Source organism: Streptomyces sp. 15-116A, from assembly GCF_025290915.1.
Taxonomy (GTDB): Bacteria; Actinomycetota; Actinomycetes; order Streptomycetales; family Streptomycetaceae; genus Streptomyces.
The window spans coordinates 1-12,302 of the sequence record NZ_JAOCQE010000045.1; the positions used below are offsets into that span (position 1 = coordinate 1).

A 12,302-nucleotide genomic window follows, 5' to 3' on the forward strand; every position below is an offset into this window, starting at 1 on the left:
GCAGCCGCCACCACCCTCAAGAAGCTCAACCTCACCACCCCCGCCAAGGTCTACCTCGTCCTCGACCGCTCCGCCTCCATGCGCCCGTACTACAAGAACGGCTCCGCCCAGGCCCTCGCGGAACAGACCCTCGCCCTCGCCGCCCACCTCGACCCCACCCCCACCCCCACCGTCAAGGTCGTCTTCTTCTCCACCGAACTCGACGGCACCGGCGACCTCACCCTCACCGACTTCGAGAACAAGATCGACACCCTGCACGCCGGCCTCGGCCGCATGGGCCGCACCAGCTACCACGCCGCCGTCCAGGAGGTCCTCGCCCTCCACGACAAGACGGACGACCCGAAGAACACCCCCGCCCTGGTGATCTTCCAGACGGACGGCGCCCCCGACGCGAAGACCCCCGCCACCCAGGCCCTCACCGAGGCCGCGAAGACCCACCCCTCGGTCTTCTTCTCCTTCGTCGCGTTCGGCGACCCCGAGCACAAGGCCTTCGACTACCTCCGCAAGCTCAAGACCCCGAACACGTCGTACTTCCTCGCCGGCGAGGAACCCCGCGAGCTGACGGACAAGGAGCTGTACGAGGGCGTACTGGCCGACTGGCGCCCGTAACCCCGGATCGCTCCCCGGCTCACACCCCCACGCCGCCCGCTTCTCACCCCACAAAACGAGCAGCGGGCGGCGTACCCGTGTCGGCTACGATTTCAAGGTTCCGTACAGACCGACCTGGGAGCAGCCCCCGATGGCTCGACACCTCATCACCAGCGCCCTTCCGTACATCAACGGGATCAAGCACCTGGGCAACATGGTGGGGTCCATGCTCCCGGCCGACGTGTACTCCCGCTACCTGCGCCAGCGCGGCCACGACGTCCTCTACATCTGCGCGACGGACGAGCACGGCACCCCCGCCGAGCTCGCCGCGAAGGAGCAGGGCATCCCGGTCGACGAGTTCTGCGCGCAGGCGCACGACGCGCAGAAGGCCATCTACGACGGCTTCTCCCTCGCCTTCGACTACTTCGGCCGCAGCAGCTCCCCGCAGAACCGCGAGATCACCCAGGAGATCGCCCGCGAGCTGAAGGCGAACGGCTTCATCGAGGAGCGCGCGATCCGCCAGGTGTACTCCAACACCGACGGCCGTTTCCTCCCCGACCGCTACATCATCGGCACCTGCCCGCACTGCGGCTACGACAAGGCCCGCGGCGACCAGTGCGAGAACTGCACCCGCGTCCTGGACCCGACCGACCTGATCGAGCCGCGCTCGGCGATCAGCGGCAGCAGCGACCTGGAGGTACGGGAGACGAAGCATCTCTTCCTCCTCCAGTCCGCCCTGGCCGGCGAGGTCGAGGCGTGGGTCGACGAGCGCGCCGAGAACTGGCCGGTGCTCGCCTCCTCCATCGCCCGCAAGTGGCTGACGGAGGGCCTGCACGACCGGGCGATCACCCGTGACCTGGACTGGGGCGTCCCCGTCCCGGCGGACACGTGGCCGGACCTCGCGGCCGAGGGCAAGGTCTTCTACGTGTGGTTCGACGCCCCGATCGAGTACATCGGCGCGACGAAGGAGTGGGCGGACCAGGACCCGGAGAACCGCGACTGGCGCTCGTGGTGGTGGGAGTCGGAGACCGACGTCCGCTACACGCAGTTCATGGGCAAGGACAACGTCCCGTTCCACAGCGTGATGTTCCCGGCGACCCTGCTGGGCACCCGCGCCCCGTGGAAGAAGGTCGACGTCATCAAGGCCTTCAACTGGCTGAACTACTACGGCGGCAAGTTCTCCACCTCGCAGCAGCGCGGCGTCTTCACGCACGACGCCCTGGAGATCCTGCCCGCCGACTACTGGCGTTACTTCATGATGGCGAACGCCCCCGAGTCGGACGACACGTCCTTCACCTGGGAGCACTTCACCGCCACGGTCAACAAGGACCTCGCCGACACCCTCGGCAACTTCGTCAACCGCGTGCTGTCCTTCTCCCGCAAGCGCTTCGGCGACGAGGTCCCGGCGGGCGCCGCGCCCGGCGAGGCGGAGGCGAAGCTGGGCGAGGAGATCGCCCGTCTCCTCGCCGAGTACGAGGAGCACATGGAGGCCATCCAGTTCCGCAAGGCCGCGGCGGCGCTGCGCGCCCTGTGGTCGGCGGGCAACTCCTACCTGGAGGAGAAGGCCCCCTGGCTGGAGATCAAGACCGACAAGGACGCCGCGGCCCTCACGCTCCGCACGGCGATGAACCTGATCCACCTCTACGCGGTGGTCTCGGAGCCCTTCATCCCGACCTCCTCGAAGGCGATGCGCCAGTCCTTCGCCCTGAAGAACGACACCGCCACCTGGATCACCCCGGACGAGGCCCGCTCCCTCACCACGATCCCGGCCGGCACCCCCTTCACGGTCCCCCCGGTCCTCTTCGCCAAGCTCACGGAGGACGACCTGGAGACGTACAAGGAGCGCTTCGGCGGCTCCGAGGAGTAGGCGCCCCGCTCTTGCCGCGGTTCCTCCCGCCCTGGATGATCGAGCCCGATCGTGATCGATCGATCCGAGACATCCCGTGGGGGGACCCTTCATGGCACTGTTCGGCAACGCTCACACCGTCGACCCGGGCAAGGCCCAGCAGGACTACGCGCGCCTGCTGGGTCACGGCGAGCAGGTGCACGCGGCGTATCTGCTGATCCGCGACACCATCCTCTTCACCGACCGCCGTCTGATCCTGGTCGACAAGCAGGGCATCACCGGCAAGAAGACCGAGTACCACTCGGTCCCGTACCGCAGCATCACCCACTTCTCCGTGGAGACGGCCGGCCACTTCGACCTCGACGCCGAGCTCAAGATCTGGATCTCGGGCACCCCGGCCCCGATCGAGAAGACCTTCACCAAGGGCGTCGACATCTACGAGGTCCAGGCCATCCTCACGCAGTTCGTGGCCCGGTGATCCGCGATGGCCAGAGACTCGATCGCGTACGGCCGTAGCCGAAGATCCCGCATGGCTGCCCTGGCCGCCGCGCTGCTCGCCGGCCTGCTCGGCGGTGCGCTGGCGCCCGTCGGCGCGCACGCGGCCGGGCACACCGAACCCGCCGACTTCAACGGTGACGGCTACCGCGACGCCGTCCTGCGCGTACCCGCCGCGACCGTCGGCGGGCGCGAGTCGGCCGGGGCCGTGATCGTCCTGTACGGCTCGGCCTCGGGCCTGTCGGCGAAGAACCGCGTTCTGCTCACCCAGGACTCGCCCGGGGTGCCGGGCGGGGCCGAGACGGGCGACTCTTTCGGCGCCTCCACCGCTTCGGCCGACCTCGACCGCGACGGCTACGCCGACCTCGTCGTCGGCGCACCCTACGAGGACCTTCCCGAGGGTGCGGACAAGGGGATGGTCACGATCCTCTGGGGCAGCCGCTCGGGGCTGGTGTCGGGGCGGACGCTCCCGACTCCTCCGGGGGACTTCGAGCGGTTCGGCCGTGACGTGGCCGCCGCGGGCAAGGAGTCGTCGTCGCGCAGCCTGGTGATCGTCGGCGGCTGGAACGACACCAAGACCTACCGCGGTTCGTTCACCCGGACCGGTGACTTCCCGACCGCCCTTGCCGGGAGCGTCAGTTGGTTCAGCTCCGTCGCCACGGGCGACATCGACCGGAACGGCCTGGCCGACACGGTGGCGGTGTCCGGTCGGATGGGTGGCCACACGGGCGGCCTGGTGTTCACGAACCCGGTGGACGCGGAAAGCCACCCGAGGCCCCAGTCCCAGGGGGACGCCCTCGTCGCCGCCATCGGTGATGTGAACGGCGACGGATACGGCGACGTCGTCGCCGGCGATCCCGACGAGCCCGAGCAGCGGGGGGTCGACGGGGAGCTGGGCGGGCGCGTCCTGATCTGGTACGGCGGCCCGAACGGCATCCCGAAGGACGCCGAGCCGACCGTGATCTCCCAGGACAGCCCGGGCGTTCCCGGCTCCGGGGAGAAGGGCGACGACTTCGGCGCGTCCGTCGTGGTCGCGGATCTCGACCGCGACGGCGTCGGCGACATCGTCGTGGGCTCGCCCCACGAGAAGCTGGGCGCTGTGCCGAGCGCGGGGATGGTCACCGTGATCCCCGGCAGACGCACCGGCACGCCGGGCGCCGGTGCCTACTCCTACACCCAGGACACCGAGGGTGTCCCGGGCGGCAGCGAGGCCGGTGACCGGTTCGGCACGACCCTCTCCGCGGGCGACGTCAACCGCGACGGCCGGCCCGAACTGATCGTCACCGCGAACGGGGAGAACAACTACGCGGGTGCGGCCTGGATCCTGCCCGGAGGCGCCACCCGGCCCGGCACGAACGGCAGCACGATGCTCACCACCTCCCAGTTCGGCCTCCCCGCCTCCGGTTGGCAACTGCTCGGCGGCGACGAACTGCCCCTCCTCTGAGAAGAGGTGCACCGGGAATGACCGCGCCCACCGCTGGGTTGGGCCCGGTATGACGATCACTTCCCGGAGCCAAGAAGTGCTGCGCTACACCGCGTTCTCGGACGACCCCGGCGGCGGCAACCCCGCCGGGGTCGTGCTCGACGCCACCGGTCTGCCGGACGAGGACATGCTGGCGATCGCCGCCGAGCTGGGCTACAGCGAGACCGCGTTTCTCACCCCGACCTGCGAGCCCGGACGGACCTTCATGGTGCGGTACTTCAGCCCCAAGGCCGAGGTCCCGTTCTGCGGGCATGCCACCGTCGCCTCGGCGATCGCGCTGGCCGAGCGGTCCGGGCCGGGGGAGATGGAGTTCCGGACGCCCGCGGGGATCGTCCCCGTGACGGTGACCGCCGAGGGCGACGGGACCCTGCGGGCCACGCTCACCAGCGTGGAGCCGCGCGTCGAGGACGTCGCCGACGCGGACGTCCGGGAGGCACTCGCCGCCCTCGACTGGCCCTCCTCCGACCTGGACCCCGCGCTGCCGCCCCGGATCGCCTTCGCCGGCGCCCGGCACCTCGTGCTGGCCGCCGCGACCCGCGAACGGCTGGCTGACCTGTCGTACGACTTCGACCGCCTCGAAGCGCTCATGCAGCGCTTGGACCTGACGACGGTTCAGCTGGTGTGGCGGGCCTCCGAGACGGTCTTCCACGTCCGTGACCCGTTCCCGGTCGGCGGTGTGGTCGAGGACCCGGCGACCGGCGCTGCGGCCGCCGCGTTCGGCGCGTACGCCCGTGAGCTGGGCCTGGTGCCCGAGGAGGCGGTCCTTACCCTGCACCAGGGCGAGGACATGGGCCGTCCGGGCGTCCTGACCGTCGAGCTGCGGGCCGGCGACCCGCGGGTGCGAGTCGGGGGCACGGGGACCCGTATCCCCGAATAGAGCCAAGGGGAGGGCCCGGAACACCGCCTGGTGTTCCGGGCCCTCCCCTTGCGTGCGACTACTTCGGCTGCGGCTTGCGCACCGACAGGTGCAGCTCCTTCAGCCGGGTCTCGTCCAGCTCCGTCGGCGCGCCCATCATCAGGTCCAGCGCGTTGCCGTTGAGCGGGAAGGCGATGGTCTCGCGGATGTTGGGCTCGTCGGCCAGCAGCATGACGATGCGGTCGACGCCGGGCGCGATGCCGCCGTGCGGCGGGGCGCCGAAGCGGAACGCGCGGAGCATGCCGGCGAACTTCTCCTCGACGGTCTCCCGGTCGTAGCCCGCGATCTCGAAGGCCTTGAGCATGATCTCCGGCTCGTGGTTCCGGATCGCGCCGGAGGACAGCTCGACGCCGTTGCAGACGATGTCGTACTGCCAGCCGAGGATGTCCAGCGGGTCCTGGGTCTGAAGGGCCTCCAGGCCGCCCTGCGGCATGGAGAACGGGTTGTGCGAGAAGTCGATCTTCCCGGTCTCCTCGTCCCGCTCGTACATCGGGAAGTCGACGATCCAGCAGAACCGGAAGACGTCCTCCTCGAAGTGCCCTGCACGCTTGGCGGCCTCGACCCGCACCGCGCCCATGATCTTCGAGACCTCGTCGAACTCGCCCGCGCCGAAGAACACCGCGTGACCGGCGGCCAGCGACAGGCGCTTGGTCAGCTCGGCGACGTTCGCCTCGGTGAGGAACTTCGCGATCGGGCCGGTCAGCGAGCCGTCCTCGCCGACGCGCACCCACGCCAGGCCCTTGGCGCCCTGGGAGACCGCGAAGTCGCCGAGCTGGTCGAAGAACTTGCGCGGCTGCCCGGCGACGTCCGGCACCGGCAGCGCGCGCACGTGCTTGCCGGCGAAGGCCTTGAACTCCGAGCCCTCGAAGATGTCGGTGATGTCGACGAGCTCCAGCTTGGCGCGCAGGTCCGGCTTGTCGGAGCCGTACTTCAGCATCGCCTCGCGGAACGGGATCCGCGGGAACGGGGAGGTGACGTGGCGGCCACCTCCGAACTCCTCGAACAGCTCGGTCATCAGCTGCTCGATCGGCTGGAAGACGTCCTCCTGCTCGACGAAGCTCATCTCGACGTCGAGCTGGTAGAACTCGCCGGGCGAGCGGTCGGCGCGGGCGTCCTCGTCGCGGAAGCAGGGCGCGATCTGGAAGTAGCGGTCGAAGCCGGAGATCATCAGCAGCTGCTTGAACTGCTGCGGGGCCTGCGGCAGCGCGTAGAACTTGCCCGGGTGCAGGCGGGAGGGGACCACGAAGTCGCGGGCGCCCTCGGGGGAGGTCGCGCTCAGGATCGGCGTGGCCAGCTCGTTGAAGCCGAGCGCCGACATCTTCTGGCGGATCGACGAGATCACCTGCGTGCGCAGCATGATGTTGCGGTGCATGCGCTCGCGGCGCAGGTCCAGGAAGCGGTACTCCAGGCGCCGCTCCTCGTTGACGCCGTCCTCGGTGTTGATGGTGAAGGGGAGCGGGGCGGCCTCGCCCAGCACCTCGACCTCGCCGACCTCGACCTCGACCTCGCCGGTCGGCAGGTCGGGGTTGATGTTCTCCGCGCCGCGCGAGACGACCTTGCCGTCGACGCGGACGACCGTCTCCTTGGAGAGCTTGTCCAGCGCCTCGTAGGCCTCGGTGCCGGGGCGGGCCACGAGCTGCGTGATGCCGTAGTGGTCGCGCAGATCGATGAAGAGGATGCCGCCCAGGTCGCGCCGATTGTGCAGCCAGCCACTCAGCCGGACGTCGGTGCCGACGTCAGAGGAGCGGAGCTCGCCGCAGGTGTGGGACCTGTACCGATGCATCGTCGTTCATCCAGTCTTCGCGGATCGGGGTCGTTGTTTCACGTGAAACTCCCCCAAGCCTACCGGCCGCCCCAAGATCGGCTCCCCACGGTGATCGAGGGGACGGGCATCCGGCAACGGTGGCACCGTTCGCGTCATTCTTCCTAAAGTGGGGCAATGCGCACTGGTGAGCCCCTGCCCTCGGTGGAGGACGTCCTCTCCCTTCTGGGCACCGGCCGGTGGCACTGGGACACCGCAACCGGGCTGGTCACGGTGGACGCCGTCGCTGCCCGGCTGCTCGGGCTGCCCGCCGAGGAGGTGACGCTGACCGAGGCGCAGGTGCGCGCCCGGCTGCATCCCGTCGACTGGAACGAGATCACCGGCGTGGTGCAGCTCGCCGTCGCCGAGGGCACGCTCGCCGAGGTCCGCATCCGGATCATGGACGACCGGGGGCACATCGTCCGCGTCGTCCGCAGCCGCTCCAAGCCCAGCTTCGACCACGGCCGCAAGGCCTACGTCCTGACCGGCACGCTCCAGGAGGTCACCGAGCCGACGCCGGGCACCCCCGCGGGCCGCAGCGCGGTCACCGGCGACTGGCGGCGCTCCAGGGAGGCCTTCCTGCTGGACGCGGGCCGCGCGCTCGCCGAAGCCCGGTCCACGCAGGAGGTGCTGCGGGTCGCGGCGAACCTGTCGATGCCGGGCTTCTCACCCGACGGCCTGGCGGTGTTCGGTGTCGAGGGCGAACGGCTGACGATCATCGGCCACCACGGGCACGAACCCGGTGACGAGGGCCCCTTCACCTACATGCCGCTGGACACGGACTACCCGGCCGCCGAGGTGGTCCGCACCGGCCGCGCGGTGTATCTGTCCTCCCCGGAGCAGTACAAGGCCCGCTACCCGCTCACCTGGCCGATGGCGCAGCGCTTCGGCCGGCAGTCCTGGGCTTTCCTGCCGCTGACGGTGGCCGGACGCCCCATGGGCGCGTGGATGGCCGCCTTCGCCTACCCCGTCGCGTTCACCCCCGACGAGCGGTCCGTGCTGACCACCGTGGCCCGGATGCTGGCGCAGGCCCTGACCCGGGCGGGCACCGCCGAGAGCGAGCGGGCCCTGACCGACGGCCTGCAGCGCACGATGCTGCCCAAGCTGGGCCCCCAGCGCATCCCCGGCATGAGCGTCGCCGCCCGCTACGTCCCCACCGGCGGCGGCCTCCAGGTCGGCGGCGACTGGTACGACGTGATCCCGCTGCCCAGCGGACGGTTCGCCCTGGTCATCGGAGACGTACAGGGACATGACGTGCGGGCGGCGGGGCTGATGGGCCAGCTGCGCATAGCCCTGCGCGCCTACGCCTCCGAGGGGCACCGGCCCGACGCCGTGCTCACCCGCGCTTCCCGCTTCCTGCACGGCATCGGCGAGGCCGACCCCAGCGAGCTGCGCTTCGCGACCTGCCTGTACGTCGAGGTCGACCCCACCACCGGCGTCCTGGAGGTGGCCCGCGCCGGGCACCCGGACCCGGTGATCCGCATGGCCGACGCGACCGTTCTGACCCGGCCCACGGCCGGCGGACTGCCGCTGGGCATCGACCCGGACGCCGACTACCCCACCACCCGGCTGATCCTCGAACCCGCCGAGACCATGCTGATCTGCACCGACGGGCTGATCGAGACCGGCGGCCACGACCTGGACACCGGGTGGACCCGCCTGCGCGGCATCCTCGAGGACCACAAGGGCAACCTGGAGGAGCTGGCCGACGCCCTGGTCCAGGCGGTGCACGGTCCCTCCTCGCACCACACCACCGGCCCGCTCGCCGACCGCCGCGAGGACGACATCGCCATGCTGCTGCTGTCCCGGCAGGGCGAGGGCTGCGGCTGCGGCGCCGAGACCGACACCGTACGGCCGCCGGTGCGCCGCACCATGCTCACGGTGGCGCAGGCCGAGCCCGAGCGGGTCGCCGTGGCCCGGCACCAGCTGCGCGAGCTGCTGCACGACTGGTCCTCGCCGGACCAGGTGGACTCGGCGGTGCTGTTGCTGTCGGAGCTGCTCACCAACGTCCTTGTGCACACCGACGCCGACGCCCTGCTGGTCGCGGAGGTCACCGGGGGCCGGGACGGCCGCCGCATGCGCATCGAGGTCACCGACTCCGGCGACGATCTGCCGCACCGCCGCAGACCGGGCGAGCTGGCCTCCTCCGGCCGCGGCCTGGTCCTGATCGAGCTCCTGGCGCACACCTGGGGCGTCGACCCGCGCGGCGAGGGCAAGAGCATCTGGTTCGAGCTGTACGAGACGGACGGCGACGGGGGGCACTCCGGCCACTCCGGCTGAACAGCCACGGCGGGACGGCGGCTACAGCGTCTTGCCGGGCCCCTCCGCCGCCGCGTACCGGTGGCGCAGCTCGTCCAGCACACCGAACGCCGCCGCCGTCAGCGGCACCGCCATCAGCATGCCGACGATCCCCGCCACCGCGGCCCCCGCCGCGATCGCCAGCATCACCACCGCCGGATGCATCTGCACGGTCCGGCTCTGGATCATCGGCTGGAGCACATGCCCCTCCAGCACCTGCACCGCGAGCACCACCCCGAGCGCCCACAGCGCGATCACGAAGCCCCGGTCGGCCAGCGCCACCAGCACCGCCACCGCCCCGGACAGGAACGCCCCCAGATACGGGATGTAGGCGCCGACGAAGACCAGCGCGCCGAGCCCCGCCGCGCCCGGCACGTCGAGGATCAGCAGCCCGACGGTGATGCAGGTCGCGTCGATCAGCGCGATGAAGGTCGTCCCGCGCATGAACCCCTCCACGGCGTGGAAGGCCCGCCGGGCCATGGCCACCACCATGTCGCCCGAGCTGCGCGGGACGAGGGAGCGCAGGACGCCGACGGCCCGGTCGGAGTCGCGCAGGAAGAAGAAGACGAGCAGCAGCGCCAGCACCGCCATGGCGAGCGTCTCGCCGACGACACTGACCCCGCTGATGACACCGGAGGCGGCCGTGCCGCCGAACTTGGACAGCAGCTCGCGCGAGCTGGACGCGAGGTCGTGGAGCGAGGTCCCGGCGGCCCCGAAGTGCTCCGCGAGGTCCTGCGCGGCGGTGCGCAGCGAGGCGACGATCTCGTCGCCGGACTCGATCAGCGCGGCCACCACGATGTAGACGGCCCCGCCGACCACGGCGACGACCGCGACACAGGTGAGCCCCGCCGCCAGGGACCGCCGCACGCCGACCCGCACCAGCCACCGGTGCAGCGGCCCGAGCAGCGCGGTCCCGAGCAGCGCGAGCAGCACGGGGATCACCGCGGGCCGGAACTCCACGCACAGCAGGATCCCGACGTAGACGACCCCGGAGGCGAGCAGGACGACGGCACACCAGGCGGCGAACCGCCGGACCGGTTCGGGCAGCAACGGCGAAAAGTCCTGCACACGCCCAGCCGATCATGACCGGCTGGGCGTGTCCTGCCCTGGCACCCCGCGTGGGTGACCGCCAGGGCGGGACCGCTCGGCGTTACGCCTCCTCGGGACCCTGCTCGGTCATCCCGTGCACGGCCGGGATCGTCCCGAGCCGGCCCTTCTGGAAGTCCTCGAAGGCCTGCATCAGCTCGTCCTTGGTGTTCATCACGAACGGGCCGTAGTGGGCCATCGGCTCACGGATCGGCCGGCCGCCGAGGAGGACGATCTCCAGGTCCGGGGTGTGGGAGTCCTGCTTCTCGTCCGCGCGGACGGTCAGCGACGACCCGGCGCCGAAGACGGCGGTCTGCCCCAGCTGAATCGGCCGCCGCTCGCTGCCGACCGCGCCCTTGCCCGCCAGCACGTACGCGAGCCCGTTGAAGTCCTCCCGCCAGGGCAGGGTGATCTCCGCGCCCGGCGCCAGCGTCGCGTGGATCATCGTGATCGGCGTGTGCGTGATGCCGGGACCGGCGTGGCCGTCCAGCTCACCGGCGATGACCCGCAGCAGCGCGCCGCCGTCGGGGCTGGTGAGCAACTGGACCGAGCCGCCCCGGATGTCCTGGTAGCGCGGCGCCATCATCTTGTCCTTGGCCGGCAGGTTCACCCACAGCTGGAGCCCGTGGAACAGCCCGCCGGACATCACCAGGTGCTCCGGCGGGGCCTCGATGTGCAGCAGGCCGGCGCCCGCGGTCATCCACTGGGTGTCGCCGTTGGTGATGGTGCCGCCACCGCCGTGCGAGTCCTGGTGGTCGAAGATCCCGTCGATGATGTAGGTGACGGTCTCGAAGCCGCGGTGCGGGTGCCAGGGCGTGCCCTTGGGCTCGCCCGGCGCGTAGTCCACCTCACCCATCTGGTCCATCATGATGAACGGGTCGAGATGGCGGTAGTTGATCCCCGCGAACGCCCGGCGCACCGGGAAGCCCTCGCCCTCGAAACCGCTCGGAGCGGTCGTGACGGCCAGCACGGGACGGGCCACGGCGTCGGCGGGTGCGGCCACGCGGGGCAGCGTCAACGGGTTCTCGACGGTCACTGCAGGCATGTCGGTACCTCCTCGGGTACGCCCACTTTAGTTGAGCGTTGAACTTCTTGTCACCCCCAACAGAGAGAGCCCGGAGGGCATTCCCTCCGGGCTCCACGTGACGGCGTCACAGCTCAGCCATACATCCGGCGCATCGCGAACTCCACCATCTGCTCGACCGCCTTCGCGTCGAACACCATCCGGTGCTCGCCCTCCATGTCGAGGACGAAGCCGTACCCGGTCGGCAGCAGGTCGATCACCTCGGCGCCGGTGATCACGAAGTACTTGGACTCCTTGCCCGCGTACCGCCGCAGCTCCTTGAGCGAGGTGAACATCGGGATCACCGGCTGCTGGGTGTTGTGCAGGGCGAGGAAACCGGGGTTGTCGCCGCGCGGGCAGTACACCTTCGACGTGGCGAAGATCTGCTGGAAGTCCTCCGCGGCCATCTGCCCGGTGGTGAACGCGCGCACCGCGTCGGCGAGCGAGGGCGCGGACGGCTCCGGGTACAGCGGCGGCTGCTGTCCGTACCCGCCCGGCATCTGCTGCTGCGGCGGGACGTAGCCCTGCTGTGCCCCTACGTTCTGGTCGTAGCCGTACATGCCCCACAGACTACTGACCCGCCGGAGGACCGAGAGGGCTGAGTCACAGATGTCCGGATCGGGGTTGCTTCTTATTACCGACGGGTAGCATCATCGTAGCTACTGATTGGTACGTGAACTAGTGCGAGGATTCAGTGCCTCGCCGATCTCTCTAACGGAGCCGTCG

10 protein-coding genes are annotated in these 12,302 nt (G+C 70.5%); 6 read left to right on the plus strand and 4 right to left on the minus strand.

The window, feature by feature from the left end:
- The 5 genes from N4P33_RS11090 to N4P33_RS11110 form a co-directional block, all read left to right on the plus strand.
- On the plus strand, positions 1-609 hold a 609-nt coding region (locus N4P33_RS11090), incomplete at its 5' end, for a VWA domain-containing protein (protein WP_260826187.1).
- A gap of 130 nt (positions 610-739) precedes the next feature.
- Entirely contained in the window at positions 740-2,455 is a 1,716-nt protein-coding gene (gene metG, locus N4P33_RS11095) for a methionine--tRNA ligase (RefSeq protein WP_260826188.1), read from the plus strand.
- 91 nt (positions 2,456-2,546) lie between these two features.
- A complete protein-coding gene (locus N4P33_RS11100) occupies positions 2,547-2,912 on the plus strand; it encodes a PH domain-containing protein (RefSeq protein WP_260826189.1) in 366 nt (121 codons plus the stop codon).
- A 51-nt stretch (positions 2,913-2,963) separates the two neighbouring features.
- Positions 2,964-4,373 (plus strand): VCBS repeat-containing protein, encoded by a 1,410-nt coding sequence (locus N4P33_RS11105; RefSeq protein ID WP_260826190.1) that lies wholly within the window; start codon positions 2,964-2,966, stop codon positions 4,371-4,373.
- Between the two features lie 49 nt (positions 4,374-4,422).
- The gene (locus N4P33_RS11110; RefSeq protein WP_260826191.1) at positions 4,423-5,289 is read left to right on the plus strand and encodes a PhzF family phenazine biosynthesis protein; all 867 of its coding nucleotides are present in this window, start codon (positions 4,423-4,425) and stop codon (positions 5,287-5,289) included.
- Positions 5,290-5,347: 58 nt separating this feature from the next.
- Here N4P33_RS11110 and aspS read toward each other — a convergent pair whose 3' ends face one another.
- Positions 5,348-7,111, minus strand: a complete 1,764-nt coding sequence (gene aspS / locus N4P33_RS11115; protein ID WP_260826192.1) for an aspartate--tRNA ligase — start codon at positions 7,109-7,111, stop codon at positions 5,348-5,350.
- Positions 7,112-7,267: 156 nt separating this feature from the next.
- Between aspS and N4P33_RS11120 the strand changes: the two genes are divergently transcribed.
- Positions 7,268-9,409: a SpoIIE family protein phosphatase gene (locus N4P33_RS11120; RefSeq protein ID WP_260826193.1), complete on the plus strand. Its 2,142-nt coding sequence runs from the start codon at positions 7,268-7,270 to the stop codon at positions 9,407-9,409.
- A gap of 21 nt (positions 9,410-9,430) precedes the next feature.
- Here N4P33_RS11120 and N4P33_RS11125 read toward each other — a convergent pair whose 3' ends face one another.
- From N4P33_RS11125 to N4P33_RS11135, 3 genes are all read right to left on the minus strand, one after another.
- On the minus strand, positions 9,431-10,495 hold the full coding sequence (locus tag N4P33_RS11125) for an AI-2E family transporter (protein WP_260826194.1): 1,065 nt from the start codon (positions 10,493-10,495) through the stop codon (positions 9,431-9,433).
- 82 nt (positions 10,496-10,577) lie between these two features.
- Entirely contained in the window at positions 10,578-11,558 is a 981-nt protein-coding gene (locus N4P33_RS11130) for a pirin family protein (RefSeq protein ID WP_260826195.1), read from the minus strand.
- Between the two features lie 113 nt (positions 11,559-11,671).
- A complete protein-coding gene (locus N4P33_RS11135) occupies positions 11,672-12,136 on the minus strand; it encodes an SseB family protein (RefSeq protein WP_260826196.1) in 465 nt (154 codons plus the stop codon).
- Positions 12,137-12,302: the final 166 nt, after the last annotated feature.

Excerpts from the sequence above, each read along its gene's own strand:
- metG (WP_260826188.1), top strand. The coding sequence starts at position 740 with ATGGCTCGACACCTCATCACCAGCGCCCTTCCGTACATCAACGGGATC.
- N4P33_RS11100 (WP_260826189.1), top strand. The coding sequence starts at position 2,547 with ATGGCACTGTTCGGCAACGCTCACACCGTCGACCCGGGCAAGGCCCAG.
- N4P33_RS11105 (WP_260826190.1), top strand. The coding sequence starts at position 2,964 with ATGGCTGCCCTGGCCGCCGCGCTGCTCGCCGGCCTGCTCGGCGGTGCG.
- N4P33_RS11110 (WP_260826191.1), top strand. The coding sequence starts at position 4,423 with ATGACGATCACTTCCCGGAGCCAAGAAGTGCTGCGCTACACCGCGTTC.
- aspS (WP_260826192.1), bottom strand. The coding sequence starts at position 7,111 with ATGCATCGGTACAGGTCCCACACCTGCGGCGAGCTCCGCTCCTCTGAC.
- N4P33_RS11120 (WP_260826193.1), top strand. The coding sequence starts at position 7,268 with ATGCGCACTGGTGAGCCCCTGCCCTCGGTGGAGGACGTCCTCTCCCTT.
- N4P33_RS11130 (WP_260826195.1), bottom strand. The coding sequence starts at position 11,558 with ATGCCTGCAGTGACCGTCGAGAACCCGTTGACGCTGCCCCGCGTGGCC.
- N4P33_RS11135 (WP_260826196.1), bottom strand. The coding sequence starts at position 12,136 with ATGTACGGCTACGACCAGAACGTAGGGGCACAGCAGGGCTACGTCCCG.